The organism is Tenacibaculum sp. SSH1-16, assembly GCF_040104435.1.
Classification (GTDB): Bacteria; Bacteroidota; Bacteroidia; order Flavobacteriales; family Flavobacteriaceae; genus Polaribacter; species Polaribacter mesophilus.
The window spans coordinates 296,071-318,448 of record NZ_JBECOV010000003.1; the positions used below are offsets into that span (position 1 = coordinate 296,071).

The 22,378-nt window shown below is 32.5% G+C and carries 15 protein-coding genes; 10 read left to right on the forward strand and 5 right to left on the reverse strand.

The window, feature by feature from the left end; all coding sequences use genetic code 11:
• Positions 1-26: 26 nt before the first annotated feature.
• Both carB and rpmH read right to left on the reverse strand, forming a co-directional pair.
• The gene (gene carB / locus ABMY20_RS06285; protein WP_167713684.1) at positions 27-2,879 is read right to left on the reverse strand and encodes a carbamoyl-phosphate synthase large subunit; all 2,853 of its coding nucleotides are present in this window, start codon (positions 2,877-2,879) and stop codon (positions 27-29) included.
• A 103-nt stretch (positions 2,880-2,982) separates the two neighbouring features.
• Complete coding sequence (gene rpmH / locus ABMY20_RS06290) at positions 2,983-3,144, reverse strand: 50S ribosomal protein L34 (RefSeq protein ID WP_028891113.1); 162 nt, start codon at positions 3,142-3,144, stop codon at positions 2,983-2,985.
• 229 nt (positions 3,145-3,373) lie between these two features.
• Between rpmH and ABMY20_RS06295 the strand changes: the two genes are divergently transcribed.
• The 6 genes from ABMY20_RS06295 (at position 3,374) to ABMY20_RS06320 (ending at position 13,343) form a co-directional block, all read left to right on the forward strand.
• Positions 3,374-4,993: a CTP synthase gene (locus ABMY20_RS06295; protein ID WP_047789004.1), complete on the forward strand. Its 1,620-nt coding sequence runs from the start codon at positions 3,374-3,376 to the stop codon at positions 4,991-4,993.
• A gap of 195 nt (positions 4,994-5,188) precedes the next feature.
• Positions 5,189-7,060: a membrane protein insertase YidC gene (yidC, locus tag ABMY20_RS06300; RefSeq protein ID WP_047789005.1), complete on the forward strand. Its 1,872-nt coding sequence runs from the start codon at positions 5,189-5,191 to the stop codon at positions 7,058-7,060.
• 121 nt (positions 7,061-7,181) lie between these two features.
• Positions 7,182-8,210, forward strand: coding sequence for a helix-turn-helix domain-containing protein (locus ABMY20_RS06305; RefSeq protein WP_159616000.1), 1,029 nt, complete (start codon positions 7,182-7,184; stop codon positions 8,208-8,210).
• Positions 8,211-8,617: 407 nt separating this feature from the next.
• The gene (locus ABMY20_RS06310) at positions 8,618-9,400 is read left to right on the forward strand and encodes a glycosyltransferase (protein WP_349264879.1); all 783 of its coding nucleotides are present in this window, start codon (positions 8,618-8,620) and stop codon (positions 9,398-9,400) included.
• On the forward strand, positions 9,381-10,793 hold the full coding sequence (locus ABMY20_RS06315; RefSeq protein WP_349264880.1) for a glycosyltransferase family 39 protein: 1,413 nt from the start codon (positions 9,381-9,383) through the stop codon (positions 10,791-10,793). The genes ABMY20_RS06310 and ABMY20_RS06315 overlap by 20 nt, the downstream gene beginning before the upstream one ends.
• A 78-nt stretch (positions 10,794-10,871) precedes the next feature.
• Positions 10,872-13,343: a TonB-dependent receptor gene (locus ABMY20_RS06320; RefSeq protein WP_349264881.1), complete on the forward strand. Its 2,472-nt coding sequence runs from the start codon at positions 10,872-10,874 to the stop codon at positions 13,341-13,343.
• Between the two features lie 190 nt (positions 13,344-13,533).
• On the opposite strand, the gene ABMY20_RS06325 is transcribed toward ABMY20_RS06320, so the two are convergent.
• A complete protein-coding gene (locus ABMY20_RS06325) occupies positions 13,534-13,710 on the reverse strand; it encodes a hypothetical protein (RefSeq protein ID WP_164505156.1) in 177 nt (58 codons plus the stop codon).
• A 145-nt stretch (positions 13,711-13,855) separates the two neighbouring features.
• Here ABMY20_RS06325 and fumC point away from each other — a divergent pair, with 145 nt between their 5' ends.
• The gene (gene fumC / locus ABMY20_RS06330) at positions 13,856-15,259 is read left to right on the forward strand and encodes a class II fumarate hydratase (protein ID WP_047789033.1); all 1,404 of its coding nucleotides are present in this window, start codon (positions 13,856-13,858) and stop codon (positions 15,257-15,259) included.
• Positions 15,260-15,371: 112 nt separating this feature from the next.
• Here the strand turns inward: fumC and ABMY20_RS06335 are convergent, their stop codons facing one another.
• A complete protein-coding gene (locus tag ABMY20_RS06335) occupies positions 15,372-16,100 on the reverse strand; it encodes an SDR family oxidoreductase (RefSeq protein ID WP_167713673.1) in 729 nt (242 codons plus the stop codon).
• A gap of 150 nt (positions 16,101-16,250) precedes the next feature.
• Here ABMY20_RS06335 and ABMY20_RS06340 point away from each other — a divergent pair, with 150 nt between their 5' ends.
• Entirely contained in the window at positions 16,251-17,132 is an 882-nt protein-coding gene (locus tag ABMY20_RS06340) for a LysR family transcriptional regulator (protein ID WP_073183662.1), read from the forward strand.
• A gap of 236 nt (positions 17,133-17,368) precedes the next feature.
• On the opposite strand, the gene ABMY20_RS06345 is transcribed toward ABMY20_RS06340, so the two are convergent.
• The gene (locus ABMY20_RS06345) at positions 17,369-17,617 is read right to left on the reverse strand and encodes a hypothetical protein (protein WP_047789036.1); all 249 of its coding nucleotides are present in this window, start codon (positions 17,615-17,617) and stop codon (positions 17,369-17,371) included.
• 420 nt (positions 17,618-18,037) lie between these two features.
• Between ABMY20_RS06345 and ABMY20_RS06350 the strand changes: the two genes are divergently transcribed.
• Together ABMY20_RS06350 and ABMY20_RS06355 are read left to right on the forward strand one after the other, a co-directional pair.
• The gene (locus ABMY20_RS06350; RefSeq protein ID WP_349264882.1) at positions 18,038-21,226 is read left to right on the forward strand and encodes a LodA/GoxA family CTQ-dependent oxidase; all 3,189 of its coding nucleotides are present in this window, start codon (positions 18,038-18,040) and stop codon (positions 21,224-21,226) included.
• Between the two features lie 8 nt (positions 21,227-21,234).
• A complete protein-coding gene (locus tag ABMY20_RS06355) occupies positions 21,235-22,371 on the forward strand; it encodes a tryptophan 7-halogenase (protein ID WP_349264883.1) in 1,137 nt (378 codons plus the stop codon).
• The last annotated feature ends 7 nt before the right edge of the window (positions 22,372-22,378 follow it).

Here is a 22,378-nt window from a genome sequence, read left to right on the forward strand (position 1 = left end):
TTCTATATTATTATTCTAAAATGCTTTTATTTACTTAAATACATTTTACGTCTTGCATATAAATCGTAAAAGGCATCATCTCTAAGTGAATCTATAAATAAAATACTTTCTCCTGTTGATTTCATCTCAGGTCCTAAGTTCTTATTTACATTTGGGAACTTGTTAAAAGAGAATACTGGTTGTTTAATTGCAAAACCTTCTAACTGAGGATTGAATTCAAAATCAGTTACTTTCTTCTCTCCTAACATTACCTTTGTAGCATAGTTTACATAAGGTTCTTTATAAGCTTTTGCTATAAATGGAACTGTACGAGAAGCACGTGGATTTGCTTCAATAATATATACTTTATCATCTTTAATCGCAAACTGAATGTTAATCAACCCAACAGTATCAAGTGCTAAAGCAATTGTTTTAGTGTACTCTCTAATTTGCTCTAATACTAATTCTCCTAAGTTGAACGCTGGTAAAGTTGCATTTGAATCTCCTGAGTGAATTCCACAAGGCTCAATATGTTCCATAATTCCAATGATGTATACATTTTCACCATCACAAATCGCATCTGCTTCTGCTTCAATTGCTCCTTCTAAGTAATGATCTAATAATAATTTGTTATTAGGAATTTTACGTAATAAATCTACTACATGCTCTAATAACTCTTCTTTATTAATCACTATCTTCATTCCTTGCCCTCCAAGTACATATGATGGACGTACTAAAATTGGAAAGTCTAACTCGTCAGCTAAAGCTAAAGCTTCATCTGCATTTTCTGCAACTCCAAATTCTGGATAAGGAATGTTATTTTCTTTTAATAAAGTTGAAAAACTTCCTCTATCTTCAGCTAAATCTAATGCTTTATAGCTTGTTCCTAAAATTGGAATCCCGTAACGCTCTAGTTTCTCTGCTAACTTTAAAGCTGTTTGTCCACCTAATTGAACAATAACTCCTTCTGGCTTTTCATGCTTGATTATATCGTAGATATGTTCCCAAAAAACTGGCTCAAAGTATAATTTATCTGCCGTATCAAAATCAGTAGAAACAGTTTCAGGATTACAGTTAATCATTATGGTTTCGTAACCACATTCTTTTGCAGCATAAACCCCATGAACACAACAGTAATCAAACTCGATTCCCTGACCTATTCTGTTTGGTCCAGAACCTAATACTATTACTTTTTTCTTATCGGACACCACACTTTCATTTGACACAGAAACTTCACCTTCAGCAGTTTCAATTTCACTTTCAAATGTTGAATAATAGTAAGGAGTTTGTGCTTTAAACTCTGCAGCACAAGTATCTACCAACTTGTATACACGCTTTATTTTTAATTCTTCACGCTTTTTATACACTTCACTTTCTAAACATCCTAACATGTGAGCGATTTGACGATCTCCATATCCTTTTTGTTTGGCTTCTAGTAAAAGCTCTCTGTCAAGGGTATCAATAGTATAGGTAGAAATTTCTTTTTCTAACATATACAACTCTTCATATTGACGTAAATACCACATATCAATCTTAGTGATTTCATGGATTTTACTCAGCGGCATTCCTATTTGAATAGCGTCATAGATAGCAAATACACGATCCCAAGAAGCATATTTTAACTTGTCTTTAATTTGGTTATAATCTGTATAACTTTTACCATCAGCTCCAATTCCGTTACGTTTAATTTCTAACGATTGCGTTGCTTTGTGCAATGCTTCTTGGAACGAACGTCCGATCCCCATTACTTCACCAACCGCTTTCATTTGTAAACCTAAAGTTCTATCAGAACCTTCAAACTTATCAAAGTTCCAACGAGGTATTTTTACAATTACATAGTCTAATGTTGGTTCAAATAAAGCTGAAGTAGACTTCGTTATTTGATTATCTAACTCATCTAAAGTATAACCAGTTGCTAATTTAGCAGCAATCTTTGCAATTGGGTATCCAGTTGCTTTTGATGCTAATGCTGATGAACGAGATACACGTGGATTAATCTCAATCGCAATAATATCTTCTTTCTCGTCTGGTGAAACCGCAAACTGAACGTTACATCCTCCTGCAAACTCACCAATAGAACGCATCATTTTAATTGCCATGTCACGCATTTTTTGGAACGTCTTATCCGATAATGTCATGGCTGGAGCTACTGTAATAGAGTCTCCTGTGTGGATTCCCATTGGATCCATGTTTTCAATAGAACAGATAATTACAACATTATCATTATCATCACGTAATAATTCTAACTCGTATTCTTTCCATCCCATCATTGCTTTATCAATCATTACTTCGTGAATCGGAGAAATTTCTAATCCTCTAGATAATGATTCTTCAAACTCTTTCTCATCATATACGATAGATGCTCCCGCTCCTCCTAAAGTAAACGACGCTCTAATACATAATGGAAATCCAAATTCTTGTGCTATTTCTTTTCCTTTTAAGAATGATGTTGCAGTAGCTTGAGGAGCCATAGGCACCCCTATTTCTTCCATTAATAAGCGAAACTTATCTCTATCCTCTGTAATATTAATAGCGTCAATATCTACTCCTATAATTTCAACATCAAAATCTTCCCAAATTCCTTTTTCATCAGCTTCAATACAAAGGTTTAGTGCTGTTTGCCCTCCCATTGTTGGTAGAACAGCATCAATTTGTGGGTGTTCTTTTAAAATTTGAACAATAGACTTTGTGTTAAGTGGCAACAAGTATACATGGTCAGCCATCGAAGGATCTGTCATAATTGTTGCAGGGTTAGAATTAATTAAGATAGTTTCAATTCCATCTTCTCTCAAAGATCTTAACGCTTGAGATCCTGAATAATCAAATTCACATGCTTGACCAATAACAATTGGTCCTGATCCAATAATTAAAATCGATTTAAGGTCTTGTCTTTTAGGCATTTTAGTCTGTGTTGTGTTGTGATGTAAAAATAAAAATTGTTTGGTTATAAAAAAAGGCGATACTTAATAGTAACGCCTTTAAAATATTAACAATAGTTAATCATTATTTCTTTGGTCTAGATTCAGATGAAACAGACAACTTTTTTCTTCCTTTTGCTCTTCTTCTAGCTAATACTTTACGTCCATTAGCAGAAGCCATTCTTTCGCGGAAACCGTGTTTGTTTCTTCTTTTTCTTTTCGATGGTTGGTACGTTCTTTTACTCATTACAGTATATCTTAAATATCTTCTTTAAAAATGTTTTGCTTTTGTGAAATTCCGTCTGCTAAAAGCGTGGGCAAATATACAACAGTTTTTCAGTCTGACAAACCCTTATTTTATTTTTTTTCAAAAAAAGTTTGTTTGACAAACATACATAATTTTTCTGCACGTTTTTTATCTTTTTTATTTGTTCTAATTGCCAGACTTCTTACTTTTGCGCAAACCTAACAGTACCATGAACAACACAAAATACGTTTTTGTAACCGGAGGCGTAACTTCATCACTAGGGAAAGGAATTATTGCCGCTTCTCTAGCCAAATTATTACAAGAAAGAGGATACTCTGTAACCATTCAGAAGTTAGATCCATATATTAATATAGATCCAGGAACATTAAACCCATACGAACATGGAGAATGTTATGTAACTGATGATGGAGCTGAAACCGACTTAGATTTAGGACACTACGAACGTTACTTAAACATTCCTACTTCACAAGCTAACAATGTAACTACAGGTAGAATATATCAATCTGTAATAGACAAAGAGCGTAAGGGAGAGTTTTTAGGAAAAACCGTTCAGGTTATTCCTCATATTACTGATGAAATTAAAAGCAGAGTTCAAATTTTAGGAAATACTGGCGATTATGATATTGTTATAACTGAAATTGGAGGAACGGTTGGTGATATTGAATCTTTACCATATATAGAAGCTGTTCGTCAATTACAATGGGATTTAGGAGAAGATAATGCAATTGTTATACACCTAACCCTAGTACCTTACTTAGCAGCCGCTGGTGAATTAAAAACAAAACCTACACAACATTCTGTAAAAACATTAATGCAAAGTGGTGTGAGTCCTGACATATTAGTATGCCGTTCGGAACACGAAATTTCTGATGATATTAAACGCAAATTAGCATTATTTTGTAATGTTAAAAAACAAAATGTAATACAGTCATTAGATGCTGAAACTATCTACGATGTTCCTAACCTTATGTTTAAAGAAGGGTTAGATTATGTTGTTTTAGATAAATTAAACCTATCTACACGTAAACAGCCTAACTTAAAAACTTGGAATAAGTTTTTAGAGCGTCATAAAAACCCTACCTCTAGTATTGAAATTGGTTTGGTTGGAAAATATGTTGAATTACACGATTCGTATAAATCAATTACAGAAGCGTTTATTCATGCAGGAGCTGCAACTACTAATAAAACAAAGGTTAACGTTCGTTGGATTCATTCTGAAGAGTTAACACCTGAAAACGCTGCTAAACAACTAGAAGGTTTAAACGGTGTACTAGTTGCTCCTGGATTTGGTGATAGAGGAATTGAAGGTAAAATAGCAGCAGTACAATATGTACGTGAAAACAATATACCTTTCTTAGGGATTTGTTTAGGTATGCAAATGGCTGTTATTGAGTTTGCTCGTAACGTGTTAAATTTAAAAGACGCTAACTCCACTGAAATGAATCCTGATGTAGCACACCCAGTAATTAATTTAATGGAAGAGCAAAAAGATGTTACTGAAAAAGGTGGTACTATGCGTTTAGGAGCTTGGGACTGTCAATTAACACAAGATTCTAAGGTTTTTCAAGCTTACAAAGAAGAATTAATAAGTGAGCGCCATCGTCATAGATACGAATACAATAACGACTACAAAGAACGATTAGAAAATGCTGGTATGAAAACAGCAGGTGTTAACCCTAAAACAGGGTTAGTAGAAATTGTTGAGATTGACTCTCACCCTTGGTTTGTTGGAGTTCAATATCACCCAGAATACAAGAGTACGGTGTTGAATCCGCATCCATTGTTTGTTAGCTTTATTAAAGCGGCTTTAAAACAATCAAAGAAATAAATTTTAAAATCCTGTAATTAAGTTTACAGGATTTTTTATTGTTTATAAAAATTGGAATACTGTTTGAACTACCATTACTAACAAAATTATTCACCGTAAAACCTCAAAAAAACTATAGGGTTTTACTACCTTTGTCGGGTTTTTCAGCTTTTAAGAAAAACTTTAAATGACAAGTTGACATTTTAACATATATCAATGGAACAAAAAAAATTTGATTTAAATTCCTTTATAGGAATGCTTTTATTAGGAGGAATTATGCTTTGGTGGATGAATACTCAAAAGCCAGAAGAAACTCCTGAAGCTACTACCCAGACAGAGCAAACTGCTAATGCTACTAACACTGAAAACAATTTAACCGATAATGTAATTGTAAACGACTCGTTACAGCAAATTGCTTTACGAAATAAGTTTGGTGCTTTTGCATACGGAGCTTCAAAAAGCCAAGAAGGAAACACAACATTAGAAAATGACGTTGTTAAGTTAACTATTGATAACAAAGGGGGGCAAATCATAGAAGCTTTAGTTAAAAACTACAAAACATACGATTCTTTACCTCTATACTTGGTTAAAGATAATAATGCTTCTTTCAATATCAACTTCGGAACTACTGATAACCGAATTTTAAATACTAAAGATTTATTATTTACTCCTACTCTAACCAAAAATGGAGATACGCAAGTACTTTCTATGAAGTTAAAGGTTTCTGAATCTAAGTTTTTAGAATACCGCTACGAAATGAAAAAAGGTGATTACCGTGTAGGTTTTGCCGTTCGTTCACAAGGGTTGAGTAATACAATTAATAGTTCTCAAGAAATAAATTTAGATTGGAGTTTAAAAGGTTTTAGACACGAAAAGAGTTTGAAAACCGAAAACATGTACTCTTACTACTATTATAAAGCTGATGATGAAGTAGATTACTTACAAATGAATGATGATGATGTTGTGAGTGATATTGATTGGGTTGCTTATAAACAACACTTCTTCTCTTCTATTTTAACATCTGATACACCGTTTAGTAATGCTACATTGAAATCTGTTGATTTTGCAGGTGAAGATAAAGATAGTGTATACACAAAAACTTACGGATTAAAAACTCCATTAGCTTTAACAAATGGAGAATTAAATTATAATATGCAATGGTTTTACGGACCTACAGATTATAATTTATTAAAATCTTACAAAGGAACAAGTTTAGACGAAATTGCTGATTTAGGTTGGGGAATTTTTGGTTTCTTAAACCGTACCATATTCTATCCTGTATTTAATATGTTAAAAGGATTTATTGGGAACTACGGATTAATTATCATTTTAATGACAATTGTAGTACGTATAATCATGTCTCCAGTATTATACAAGTCATACCTATCAAGTGCTAAAATGAAAGTGATTCGTCCAGAAATGGAAGAAATCAATAAAAAGTATCCTGGGAAAGAAAACGCTATGAAGCGTCAGCAAGAAATTATGGCTGTACAGCGAAAAGCAGGAGTGAGCATGATGTCTGGTTGTATACCCGCATTAATGCAAATGCCTGTGTTCTTTGCTTTATTCAAATTTTTCCCTACCAATATTGATTTTAGACAAGAAGGTTTCTTATGGGCTAATGACTTATCTTCATATGATACTATTTTTAAATTACCATTTAAAATTCCTTTCTATGGAGACCACGTAAGTTTATTTCCAATTTTAGCTTCTGTAGCTATTTTCTTCTACATGAAAATGAACCAAAGCCAGCAAGCTAATATGCAAGCTCCTACTCAAGAAGGAATGCCTGACATGAGTAAGATGATGAAATGGATGATTTACTTCTCTCCTATTATGATGTTATTCTTCTTTAATAACTATGCTAGTGGATTAAGTTTGTACTATTTTATCTCAAACTTATTAACTATCATTATTATGTTTGTTATTAAGAACTATGTTATTGATGAAGCTAAGATTCATGCTAAAATTGAAGAAAACAAAAAGAAACCTGTTAAAAAGAGTAAATTCCGTGAGCGTTTAGATGCTGCCATGAAACAAGCTCAAGAACAACAAGCTGCACAGCAACGCGCTAAAAATAAAAAATAGAGACACTTAACCTTATAAAAAAAATCCCAAAACATATTGTTTTGGGATTTTTTATGTACATAACAAAAAATATTATTACTAATTTGGCTTTTATAAATATTACAAATACTAAAGAATACAAATGCTTAAAACCATTCAGATAGCAGCTTTATTACAAGGAATGTTTTTACTTTTTATTTTATTTCAAAGAAAAAAAGAATACAACAAAGTTAATTTTTGGTTGTTATTTAGTTTTGTTGTTTCGGCACTTCTATTTACAATTGGTGATGATAATTATAATTTGTTTACTGAAAACTCTAATTGGTTTTTCTTTCATGAGCCTCTTATTATTACAACTTTCTTCTTATTTGTCCATTATCATAAATCAGACAAAAAGAAAGTTGACAAAAAAGTTTTTTTATTTTTCACCCCATATTTATTAAACATTCTTATTCATTTTTCTGAAGAATTTTCTGCTCTTTCTAACAACTTAATCTTCATAATTCTTGAAGAGGTTATAGAATTTATTTTTATAGGGATCCTTATTTATACTATATATGACATTATAAAAAATAATAAAGAAAAATGGCTCCTTTTTTTTATTATCCCATTTAGTTTTATCTTTATAATAAGTGAATTTAACTTTCTACTTACCAAATCTCATGACGCTCCTTACTTCTTAGATAGTTATGGTACAATACTCATTATTATATTTTTGTTTTATTTTGTACTATACAAGTTAATTATTACTCCGAAATCAATACTGCCAAAACATCAAAGTAATAGCTATAAGTCTACTAATCTAAATAATACTTCTATAACACATTTAAAAGCTGCTTTACACCGTTTAATTGTAGAAGAAAAATGGTTTAAATATCAAAAAATAACAGTTGATGAAGTAGCTAAAGAATTAGGAGTTCCAAGACAGCAAATTTCTGAAGTTTTAAACATTCATATGAAAACTGGATTTCAAGATTTTTTGAATAAAAATCGTGTAGAAGAATTTATAACTTGTCTAAAAAAAGATTCATATAAAAACTATACACTTTTAGCAATTGCTTATGAAGTTGGGTTTAGTTCAAAATCATCTTTTAATACTATTTTCAAAAAACTAAAAGGTATAACTCCCAGTCAATACAAGAAACTATTAAACATACAAACTTCTAACTAAGATAATTCCCCTACTTTAAAAGAACAAACAAAGTTTACAATCGTTCATAAAGCTTATTTTGAACGATTTTTTCTTTTTAAGAATAAGAACATAAGACAATAAAAACAAACAGCTTAACGTCTAAAAAAAACGAGATACGTCTATAAAACGTATTCTGTACTTATACTATTTTCAAACAATAGTTTCTCTATATACTTTTGAACCAAAATTCATTTTTAGTAAACTACCTACAAGCGAGTTTACAAATCTCTTATGATAAAAAGCTCTTAATTTTCTAAGCATACTTCGGGATATTAAATCCTCTAAAGGTGTCAATAAAGTAATAGCTACTATATAAATTTTTGAGGATAAAAATCATATTTCTAAAAATCTAAATCTATGTAACATTATTACTTAAATTATTAAACATGAATACAAATTTTAACTTAGTTATTGTAATTCCCTGTTACAATGAAGCCAAACGACTTAAGGTCAATTCTTATACAAATTTCCTACAAAACCACAAGAATGTTCTTATATACTTTGTCAACGACGGTTCTACAGACACTACAAATCAAGTTTTAGAGAAAATCAAAAATTATACTCCTACTCAAGTATTTTTAATGAATCAACCTAAAAACTTAGGAAAGGCAGAAGCTATTAGAACTGGTGTTTTACAATGTGTAAATAAATTTCATACTGAAAAGATTGCTTATTTAGATGCTGATTTATCAACCTCATTAGAAGAGTGTGTTCATATTAGTAAAAACATTTCTGAAACAACTTATTTTGCTTTTGGATCTCGTATTGCAAAATTAGACAGCACCATTCAAAGAAAATTATATCGTTTTTTAATTGGTAGAACTATTGCTACCCTTATCTCTAAACAACTCCAATTAAAAGTATACGATACACAGTGCGGTTGCAAAGTCTTTAAACAATCACTAAGCTTTCTTCTTTTCCAAGATAAATTTATTTCTCGTTGGTTATTCGACGTCGAATTATTCCATCGATTAATAACTATTTATGAAAGAAATCAATTAAAGCTTCTTGCTAAAGAAATTCCTTTACAATCTTGGCATGATACTGATAGTTCAAAAATTCCATTAAGCTACTTCTTTAAACTCTGGATTGATTTACGAAACATTGGTAAAACTTATAAAAATAATCGCAAACAACTTGTTATACAACATGAAACAATACTTAAATAAACACATTTTTTTTAGGTATGCCGTTATAGGGTTATTAATTTTAAGAGTATACCTTAACTCTGTACTTCCATTAATGGATAAAACGGAAGCACGCTATGCTGAAATTGCCCGTATTATGGCAGAAACAGGTAATTGGATTACTCCCCAAATAGATTATGGAATCCCTTTTTGGGCAAAACCTCCCCTATCTACATGGTTATCAGCTCTGAGTTTTAATATTTTTGGTGTAAATGAATTTACAGCCAGATTTCCTTATTTACTATTAACTATAGTTATGATTTTTTTAGTAGGTAAATATGCGAAAAGAGTACAACATCCTTTTTTTCTTCCAGGATTTATATTACTCACTACACCAGAATTTTTACTACATGCTGGTGTTGTTTCTACTGATACAGCTTTGGCTTTTTGTATCACTTTAACTATGCTTAGTTTTTGGGAAGCGATGCAAAATAAAGCACAATGGTATTGGAAATACCTTTTATTTATTGGTCTTGGCTTTGGTTTATTAGCTAAAGGACCTATCGTTTTAATTCTTACGATTCCTCCAATTTTTATTTGGATTCTTATTTATAAAAAAACAAGAATCTTTCTACAGAGAGTTCATTTGACAACTGGGGTACTACTTATTTTAGCTATTGCACTACCTTGGTATATATTAGCTGAAATAAATTCTCCTGGTTTTATAAATTACTTTATTATCGGCGAGCACTTTAAACGTTTTTTTGATTCAAGTTGGTCAGGAGATAAATATGGATTTCCAAAATCACAACCTATAGGAGTTATATGGGTTTTCTTATTATTCTTTGCTCTTAAATGGATTCAAATAACATTGTACAAACTATGGAAAAATCGCAAAATACTCTTTCAAAATAAGTGGGTCTGTTTTTTAACTCTTTGGCTATTTTGGACTCCCCTCTTTTTTACTTTTTCTAAAAGTCTTATACATCCTTATATTCTACCTACAATGGTTCCAATAGCTCTTTTAATTACTCATTGGTTTCATACCTTTAAGAAAAAAAAGCTACTTTTAAAATTAGCATTAATTATTCCCATTACATCACTAATCTTAATCATTCCTGCTAGCATTTTAAAATACACAAGGTACTTTGCTCCTACAGATAAATATTTAATAGAAAACAATGTACTAGTAGGCAATAAAACCTTTCATTTTAAAGAAAAAAGCTACTCTAGTCAATTTTATTCAGAAGGAAAAATAAAAAGTATTTCAACCGAAAAATTACTTGAGAAAACAACCTTTAATACCAATTCTTTTAGACTCATAATAAGCAACAAAGAGTTTAAAAAACTATCTCTATCTACACAAAAAAAACTACAACTACTTGATAAAAATCATAAAAAAAGCATTTATGGATACTTTAGGAAAACAAGATAATTCTATTTAACATTCTTTTAACTAACCTCCATTAAACTTTTAGGCAGATTTGTTGTCAAACAAGCTTTATAAATTAACATGATGAAAAAACTTACACTACTTTTTATTTTACTTATTAGTTTTACAGCTGTTGCTCAGCGTACTACAAAAGGTATCGCTTCTAAAATTACTTTAACGGGTAAGGTCTTAGAAACAAACTCTAAGCAACCTTTGGAATATGCAACTTTAGTATTAACAAACACCAACACAAACCAAGTTATTGGAGGTGTTACAGACGTTAACGGAAACTTCTCAATCGATGCTTCATCTGGCACGTACAATATAAAAGTTGAATTTATAGGGTTCAAAACTAAAAGTTTAGGAAATCATGATTTAAGTCAAAATAAAAACTTAGGAAATATATTACTATCCGAAGACGCAGAGACATTAGATGAAATTGAAATAATAGCAGAAAAATCGACAGTAGAAATACGTTTAGATAAAAAAATATACAACGTTGGTAAAGATATGACTGTAAAAGGAGGAAATGCATCTGATGTTTTAGATAACGTCCCTTCTGTTAATGTAGACGCAGAAGGAGCTATTAGTCTACGCGGTAACGAAAATGTTCGTATTTTAATAGACGGTAAACCTTCTGCTTTAGTAGGCTTAACAGGAACAGACGCTCTTAGAAATTTACCTGCAGACGCTATTGAAAAAGTAGAAGTTATCACTTCTCCTTCTGCTCGTTACGACGCTGAAGGTACAGCTGGTATTTTAAATATTATTCTTAGGAAAGGAAAAATCACAGGTTTTAATGGCTCTGTAAACCTAACTTTAGGAAATCCTGATATGGTAAGTATTTCTCCAAATCTTAATTACAGAACAAAAAAGTTTAATCTCTTTTCAAACCTAGCTTATTCCTACAGAAACGGACCTGGTAACTCTAATAGTTTTTTCACAAACTTCAACAAAGATGGTGATATTACTAGTTATAGAGATGAAGATAGAGTTTTTGATAGAAAGAGTAATAACTATAACGGATCCTTAGGGTTAGAATACTACATTAATGATAAAAGTTCTATTACCGGAACTTTCTTTTATAGAGATTCTAAAGACGATGATGTGGCTACCAACAACACCACTTTTTTTGATAGTAATAGAGTTATAACGAAAGAACAGGTAAGAATAGAAAACGAGAAAGAAGAAAATACAGATATACAATACTCTTTAAACTATACAAATAATATTGATGATAAAGGACAAAAACTAATTATAGATTTACAATACGGTGAAAGTGATGAATTTGAGCCTGCCGATATTTTTGTTGACAGAAACCTTTCTGAACGAAATAGACAAACAACAACATCTAAAGATCGCCTTTTTCAAATAGATTATGTACTACCTATTGGAGAAAAAAGTCAGTTTGAAGCTGGACACAAAGTCACCTTACAAGATTTAAATTCAGATTTTAGAGTACGTGATGCCCTTGGAAATCCATTACCGAACGATCCTTCAAATGCAATTGAATTCAAACAAAATATTTATGCGTTCTATACTCAGTTTGGAAGTAAAGTTGATAAGTTTTCATATCTATTAGGTTTAAGAGCAGAAGTTACTGATATTGATTTAACGGTGTTTACAACCGACCAGTTTAAAGAAAAGAATTATACAGAGTGGTTTCCAACAGTAAACCTAGGGTATGAAATCAATGATAGTGATAACATTTCATTAGGGTATAGTAGAAGGTTACGTAGACCACGTCATTGGTTTTTAAACCCATTTGAAACCAGAAGTTCTGCAACCAATGTATTTAGAGGAAATCCTGACTTAGATCCTACCTTTACTAACTCTGTAGACTTTGGCTATAACACACGTATAAGTAAGCTAAACTTAGGAGCTTCTTTATATTATCAATACTCTACCGATATTATGCAAGGTGTATCTATTTTAGAACAAAGAGTTATAGAAGGAGAAACAACTAACGTAACAGTTAGACAACCAGTGAACCTTAACAATGAAAGTCGTTATGGGTTTGAATTTACAACTAACTATAATCCTACTAAAAAGGTACGATTATCAGCTTCATTTAATTACTTTAAATTTAATACAGATGCTTTTACATACGTATATACCGCTGCTAATGGAGACCAAGTAACAACCCCTTTAGACGAGGTAAATGAAAGTAGCTGGTTTGCACGTTTTAACTCAAGGATTACCTTACCTTGGAAACTACAATGGCAAACACGCTTAATGTATCGTGGAGCACAAGCAACAGCTCAAGATAATAGAAAAGGAATGTTTTCTGCTAACCTTGCCCTGAGTAAAGACTTGTTTAAAGAAAAAGCTTCATTGGTATTAAATGTGAGCGATTTATTTAACACTCGTAAGCGAGAAAGCACTACTTTTCTATATGATGATGAGGGATTACTTAACACTATTAACGACGGTTCTTTCCAATGGCGTGAGCGTCAAATAACATTAAGCTTTACCTATCGCTTTAACCAAAAGAAAAAAAGAGAGCGTCCAGAACGTGAATTTGACGGTGGTGGCGAAGATTTTGGGGGCTAAACTAAATCAAGACGAAAAATAAGAATAGGAAGTTAAAAACACTTCCTATTTTTTTATTATAAATTTTTAACTCTCCATGTTATTTTTAACTAAGTTGGATTTTATAACAACTTAGTTAAAATCGTAAAAACTTTATAAATAAAAAAAGCTCGCAAAATTGCGAGCTTTTTTATTATATCATATTAAAAGCTTACTTACCTTCTTCAGCAGCTTTTTTAGCTTCTCTTTTCAACTTCATGTTTTCCCAGATAGTTCCACCAATCCAGTAAGGAACTACAAATGTTAATAAGAAAATTAACAACCAAAATCCAGCTGTAAAAATAAACATGAATAATACCAATCCTGAAAATTCTGAAAAATCTAACATTTGTTTCTTATTAATAATTGTTATGCCACAAAATTATAACTATTTTTCTTTTCCTCCAATAAAATCTGATAAAAATCACTATTAAAAACTATTAGAATTTGTAATTTTGAACATCATTAATTTTAAGCATTTTAAATCATTCCAAATGACAAAATATAGAATTGAGAAAGATACAATGGGACAAGTAGAAGTTCCTGCTGATAAATATTGGGGAGCACAAACCGAGCGTTCTCGTAACAATTTTAAAATTGGTCCTGCTGCCTCTATGCCATTAGAAGTTGTATATGGATTTGCATACTTAAAAAAAGCAGCTGCTTTCACTAACGCTGAGTTAGGTGTATTAGCTACTGAAAAACGTGATTTGATTGCACAAGTATGTGATGAAATATTAGCTGGAAAGCACGACGACCAATTCCCATTAGTAATCTGGCAAACAGGTTCTGGTACACAATCTAACATGAATGTAAACGAGGTTATTGCTAACCGTGCTCACGAAATCGCTGGGAATGTAATTGGTGAAGGTGAAAAAACCATCCAACCAAACGACGATGTAAACAAATCGCAATCTTCTAACGATACCTTCCCTACTGGAATGCACATTGCTGCCTACAAAAAAATTGTAGAAGTAACCATTCCTGGTGTTGAACAATTGCGTGATACTTTACAAACAAAAGCTGAAGCTTTTAAAGATGTGGTGAAAATTGGGCGTACACATTTAATGGATGCTACTCCCCTAACCTTAGGTCAAGAGTTTTCTGGATATGTTGCTCAATTAAACTTCGGGTTAAACGCTTTAAAAAACACCTTAGCACATTTAGCACAATTAGCGTTGGGTGGAACAGCGGTAGGAACTGGATTAAATACACCTGCTGGTTACGATGTGTTAGTTGCTAAATACATTGCTGAGTTTACAGGATTACCATTTATAACTGCTGAAAATAAATTTGAAGCTTTAGCTGCTCATGACGCATTAGTTGAAACTCACGGAGCGCTAAAACAATTAGCCGTTTCATTAAATAAAATAGCAAATGATATTCGTTTAATGGCTTCCGGACCTCGTTCAGGAATTGGAGAAATCATTATTCCTGCGAATGAACCAGGATCTTCTATTATGCCAGGAAAAGTAAACCCAACTCAGGCAGAAGCTATGACTATGGTTTGTGCACAAGTAATGGGTAACGATGTTGCGGTAACTGTTGGTGGTACTCAAGGTCACTACGAATTAAACGTTTTTAAACCTATGATGGCAGCTAACGTATTACAATCGGCTCAATTAATTGGGGATGCTTGTGTATCGTTTGATGTAAACTGTGCTGCTGGTATTGAACCAAACCAAACAAGAATCACTGAGTTATTAAATAACTCATTAATGTTAGTTACGGCATTAAATACTAAAATTGGATATTACAAAGCTGCTGAGATTGCAAATACAGCACACGCAAACGGAACTACTTTAAAAGAAGAAGCAGTACGTTTAGGATACGTAACTCCAGAACAGTATGACGAATGGGTAAAACCAGAAGATATGACAGGTAGCTTAAAATCATAAAAGCTTTACTTACCATAGATATAAAAAAACCACAACAAAATGTTGTGGTTTTTTTATTGCATATTATATTGTATTATCTCATTCTAAAATAATGTTACCCTAAAAGAAAAGACTAAGCATCTTGCATAGTATCGCAAATAACAATTTCTCTTAACAACACAGATTGTGGTAACTCATATGCAAACTTTATAGTCTTAGCAACATCTTTAGCAGTAATATTAACAGCTCCTACACTCTCTTTCCACTCATTATATCCTTTAATTATTGTATCATCCGTAGTATGCTCGAGCAATTCTGTTTTAACCGCACCAGGTTCAATTGTTATTACTCGCACGTTAAAGGGAGATAACTCTAATCTCGCTGTTTGTGTTAACCCACGAACACCAAACTTACTAGCACAATATGCTGCATGATTTTCAAAAGCTTGATAGCCTGCCATAGATGACAAATTTATTATAGTTCCACCTTTACGAGCCTTCATACTTGGTATTACCGTTTGCATACCATGCATCACTCCCATTACATTAACATCTAACATTTTTTGCCATTCATTGGCATTTTGTGTTTCAATGGATCCTAATAACATAACCCCTGCATTATTTATCAATAAATCAGTTTCTCCATAAACAGCTTCAGCCGCTCTTATTGCTTTTTCTAATCCCGTTTTATCAGTTACATCAACTTTTTTACACAAGGTATGAGGTAAATTTAAAGCCTCCATCTTTTCTACCCTTCTTGCTAATAATAAAAGAGGGTATCCGTCTTCTGCAAACATTTTAGCCATTTCTAACCCAAAACCAGAACTAGCTCCAGTAATAACTACTAATTTTTTATCTTCCATAAATCATTCCTTTGTTATAATTATTTTTTATACTAATTTAAATTCAACTTTACTACTAGCTAACTATTTTATTAGCTTTTACAAAGGTACATTTCAAAAAAAACTACTCAAAATACTATTTTTGTATCTTAATCATAATTTATAATTATAATGGAAGAGCGTTTATTAAAGTTTTTTATTGCTGTATATGAAGAAAAAAACCTTACACGTGCGGCCAATAAATGTTTTGTTTCTCAACCTAATATTTCTAACGGAATAAAATTATTTGAGAGTAAAATGAATTGTACTTTATTTAAAAGACATCAACGAGGTGTCGAGCCTACAAACGAAGCACACTACCTATACCCCATAGCTAAAAGAATTTTAAATGAATTAAATGATTTACCTAACATATTTACAAAAAGTGCGTTTAAAAATGAGGTTAAAATTGGTATTGCAGATAGTTTACCACAAGAATACAAACTACAATTTATAAAAAAGGTTAACGAATTAAATAGTAATGTATTTTGGACAGTAAATCATTGTAATGAAAATAATGAGATTAATTTATTAGTTAAAGAATGGAAGAAAGAAGAAGATTTGTTTTTACCACTATGGCAAGAAGATTATTTATTATGTATTCCCAATGGACATAAATTATTAGCCAAAAACGAAATTGATTTGGTAGCAGATTTAAAAGATGAAAACTTCATTCATTGTCCTCCTTGTGAAGCTCATAAACAATGTATTTCTATCCTAAATTTTGCTAATAAAACTATTAATACTGTAGGTAATTGTAGTACAAAAACTGAAACTTTAACTTTATTAATGGCGGGTTTAGGTTTAACTTTTTTACCTGAGTATTTTATTGATGGTTGGTATGGTTTTGAAACTAGGCCGTATAAAGGCCCTCGTTATTATAGAGAAGTAGGTTTAGCTTACTCTAGGCACAGCTTACAAAACCCTGCTATAGCAAAAACCATTAATTATTTTTCAAAAAACAAACTTAAGGCAAATAAATTTAACAATTTCGGATATTATTTTAAACCGTGATTCTTTTTCCCTCAAACCATTACTCTATAAATTTTATTTATAAACTAACAATTTTCCACATTATAAAGTAAAAGCATACATAGAATACTTTACTTTTTAAATGATGCTTTAGTTTTTTATTTTGGGCGATGATTAACTAAGTATTAGCGAACAAAATAATCATCAAAATAAGCTTAAAAAATAGAAAACCACAACAAAATGTTATGGTTTTCTGTTTAACGAACTTTTAAAATAAATTATATCTCTTGATATGTATAGGTTTTAGCTATTTCTTTTATTCTTTCATTAGTAACAATTCCTTTTTGTACCTCATAATCCTCAGCGGTTTTTCTTGGTATACGAATTGCTCCGTTAGATAATTTTACGGTGTATCCAAAATGTTCGTTTATAAAATGCTCTTTATATGAACCAATATTCTTATCTATTAAACTTGCTTGTTGGGTAATACCTATTACCCCTTTCCTATTATTTTCTGTCTTTGTCATAATTATTTATTTAGATTTTTAGTAGTTACTTTTTTACAATTACTCTTTGTGTTTCCGAACACATAAACCACGACAATACACTTTTACACCTATGCGTAGTGTACTCTTAGCTCTATTAAAAAAATAAAAGGAATGTAGTGAGGATTACTTTTGCTTTTTCAAAGTTTGAAGGTACAAATAACAAATCATACTACAAAAGATATACGTTAATTCTATAGAGAATTTCTACTATTTATATCTATAAAAAGTATTCAACTACTATTGTCACTAACATCAGTGAGTTTTACGAGTATCCTCTCAAATCTAAATATCAACAACTAATACTCGAAATCCTAACGCTTAAGAGTTTCTTAAAACCAACTCTAACTTATATTCCTTATTTTTAAAGGTATATAATGTCAAACTAAAACTAACCAAAAAATGACAAACCCCTCACAAAATCAATCTTCATCATGCTGGAACTGCGATGGAGACATTACCCAAGTTACACAACGTTTAAAAGAAATGTTTGTAGAAATGGGGCAAAAAACCCGTATTGAAAACGGACAACAACCTGCCGAGAGAGCTGTATTTAGAAAACAACATGGTATCGCTTACGGTCGTTTTGTAGTAAACAAAGACATCGAAGAACAATTCAAAATCGGAATTTTTGCTGGTGATACTTACGAATGTGCTGTTCGCTTTTCAAGTGATACTGGACCAACTTCTCCCGATTTACATTCCACCTTAGGAGTCGGTTTAAAACTCTTTGGTGTGGAAGGTCCTAAACTATTGGGAGATGGTACCAATGCCGATTTTATCTTTCAAAACATCGACCGTTTTTTTGCACGTGATGCACAACAAATGTGTAGCTTTACAACTGCTGGTGTTATTGACCGCGATTATGATTCATACATAGCAAAGCACCCTGAATTAGCCAGTATTCTAAAAGCAATGACCAAAGAAGAAGCTAGTGTACTAAGTGCTAGCTATTGGGCAATTCTTCCTTTTAAATTAGGTGATTCACAAATTGTAAAATATCGTTTAGTTCCTGAAGACACTTATAAAGGAACTCCTTTTAACGATAATAATTATTTAGGTATAGATTTACAACAACGTTTGTTAGCTAAAGAAACTACTTTCCGTTTCGAAATACAATTGCGTACCAATGATGCTACCATGCCTTTAGATGATGCACAGGTAGTTTGGAGCACAGAAGAAAGTCCGTATATCTGCATTGCTAAATTACACTTACCTCAACAAGATGTGGCTAATATTGGTCAAGCGGAGTTTGGAAGCAACTTAGCCTTTAATATTTGGAGAACACTTCCGCAACACGAACCTTTAGGATCAATCGCACAAGCAAGAAAAGTAGTATATGCAGCAAGTGCCGAAGCACGTCATCAAGCCAACGGACAGCAATTACAAGAACCTAAAGAAATCAATCCACAGTTTGAAGGTAACACCGATGAAAATAGTGACTTTATCGTAAAAGCAGGTATCTATCCTCCTATTGGCGTGATGCGTGTAGGAAATAGTGAAAACGAATACTTTATTGGTCCACTGGTTGACAATCCTAAACCACAAACCGATCCGTATGCGTATCGAGATAAAACAGGAGCTTTAAAAAGACAAGCGGCACAATTTAGAATCTACGGATTCAATGCTGCAGGAAAAGCAGTAAAGGAATTAACGACTGAAAATGCAAAAATTACGTGGCATAGCCATTTAGCTAATCAAAAATCGTCTTGGTATCAATTTAACATTGCCTTAGACATTCCTGAAGCTGCTAATATGCCTCCTTCTATGTTACGTAATATTGATGTAAAAGACCGTAACTCTTTATTAATTGATGGAGGTGCAAAATCTATTACCGGAACCAATGTTACCGAAGGCCCTTTCTTTGAAGGGCAATTTCTTTCAAAAAAAGTATACTTAGGTGAAATGCGTACGGATGAAAAAGGACGTCTAATCATGTTAGGCGGACACGGAAAATCGGAAAATATCAACGGAGATATTGCCATTACTTTTGCCAATAACGAAGGTTGGTACGATGACATTTCAGATGGTCCTGTTACTGCGGAAGTTGAATACGAAGGAACAAAATTAAAAGTAGACCCTGCGTGGGTTATTTGTGCTCCGCCAGATTATGCACCAATGCAAAAATCGGTACGTACGATGTGGGATTTAATGCGCGACGTTGCTGTAAAATCTAAAATGTTGGTACGTCCTGTAAGGCCATCGTTTACCAAAGATATTTTACCAATCTTCCAGCGTATGACTGATTTACAGTGGGTAAATGCCGGTTTTGCTGGAGCTTTTGGTTTTGGCGGTCAGTTCAACTACACCACTAATGAGTGGATAAAACGATTAGGGAATCCGTCACCTGCCTATATGGAAATGCGAAGAACGATTTCTAACAACTTCCGACGTTTTGATGTATCTGGAGCAGAAGCACCTCAATTATGGCCTTGGCTATATGGTGATGCAATCAGCATTCCTTCCACAGGCTCTGTACGTCAACATGCTACCTTATCAGACTTACAATTGGAGTTTTTAGACCAATGGGTACAAGGTGATTTTGATGCTGATTATGTTGATATGACTGGATGTCCGCACGTACCTAAACCACCTACGATAGACGAGCTTCCTGTTTCAGAACAACCAGATATGTTAACTAAAGCAGCTATGGAGTTTTGTTTAGCTGATGCTTTTCATCCTGGTTGTGAAATGACGTGGCCTATGCGTTCGTCTGGAATGTATATGGCTCCTTTTAGAATTAAACATGCACCTAAAACGCCACCTGTTAATACCACGTATTATGGTCCGATGATGAATAACGATATATTACCATTGGCAAAAGGGCCTATTTTAGGCGGACAAGTAGCTGGGGGAATTACTCGTTGGATGGCAATTCCTTGGCAAACAGATACGGCAAGTTGTAGAGACGGATATACAAGTGAATACGACCCATATTTACCTACATTTTGGCCTGCTAGAGTACCTAACAATGTTTTGAATGAAGAACGTTATAAAGAAACAATGGATTCGAATTTATCTGAAGAAACCCGTATTCAAGCCTTTAATTTCCGTTCCGATTGGCTAGATAATCTTCCCTTAGATGGTCAAGCACCAACTTATACAAATCAAATTAATAGCATGATTAAGTATTTTGATAAATTAGCCGTGGTTCAAAAGCGTCCAGGAGTTCAGCATGATCCTAATTTCCCTGAAGAAATGCAGGTGGGTATTACTCCTACTCCAGAACAAGAGGCAACATTATTAAAAGCTACCATAAAAGAATTACAAAGTGTTTTAACTGCTAAACATGCGTTAAAGAAAGGACTTCAAAATACAATAGATACAGCCGTAGAAAAACTATCACACGATAATTTATTAAACGAGCAATTTGTATTGGAAGATGCTCAGCGTAGTTTATTAAGCTTAACGGAAGATGAACTAGAAAAAGACTTTAAAGCAACACCAAATGTTATTAAAACCATACATTTAATTGCTTCTAAGTTACATCATATGAAACAGTCTGATTCGCATCAAGAAGCAGCTCCTAAAAGAGTTGAAGTTGGTATTCCTGAGAAGATGACACGTTTTTCAAGATATATTCCTAAATAATATACGAATTGAAAGAATATACTAGTACTACTGACATACTAATTATAGGTGGTGGCATTGCAGGTTGCATTGCCGCCATTTCTTTAGTTAATTATTATAATGTTACATTGCTAGATAAACTAGTGGAACCTGTTGATAGAATTGGAGAATCACTAGCACCTGCTGCACAACGAATTTTAAAAGAGTTAGATTTATTAGAAAATGAATCGGAAGCCATAAAACAAACCATATTTCGTAATAATTTAGGAATGCAATCCTATTGGGGAAATAATCAACTTCAAATTGTTGACCATATGAGGAACCCCGATGGATTCTCTAGAAGTTTAGACAGAAAGAACTTTGAAGTATATCTAAGAAATGTTGCTGCTAAAAGAGGAGTTAATTGTATTTGGGGAACACGACTTTCTAATAGCTCTTATGAAAATAATTATTGGAAAATAACCACAAAGTCTGATGATTTAAAAAACAGAACCACACATACTATTCATGCAAAATTCGTAATTGACGCCACTGGTAGACAATCACATTTCACCAAAAGCTTAGGTATTCAACGTACATCGTATGATAAGTTAATATCTTGCTGGATGAGCTTACCTAATACTCAAGAAAATACCATGAGTACCATTGTTGCTAATGAGTTAGGTTGGTGGTATAGTGCTGTAGTTCCCGATAATAAAAGGGTCATCGCTTTTCAAACGGATCCTGATTTAGTGGATAGAAACACTTTTAAGCATGTAAATACATTTTTATCCTTTGCCAAAGAACACAAACTCATTCAGCCTTTAATTGAAGGTAACGAAACTACTGTTAACTTTCATGGTACGGTAAGTGCTAACTCTACTCGTTTAGACCAAGTAACAGGTAAACAATGGGTTGCTTTGGGTGATGCAGCTATGAGTTTTGATCCGCTTTCTTCTCAAGGAATGTTCAACGCTATGGCAAATGCAATGCAGCTTCAAAAACTACTTATTAAGTATGATTTTATTAAGGATTTGGACTCCACCAAGGAGGGAAAATTCAATATATTGTATGAAAATCAACTACAACAAGTTTGGAATCATTATCTAAAACATAAAAACTTTTTCTACAGTACTGAGACTAGATGGAAAGAAGCTACTTTTTGGAAAAGACGAGGTATTAGCTGATAGTTTT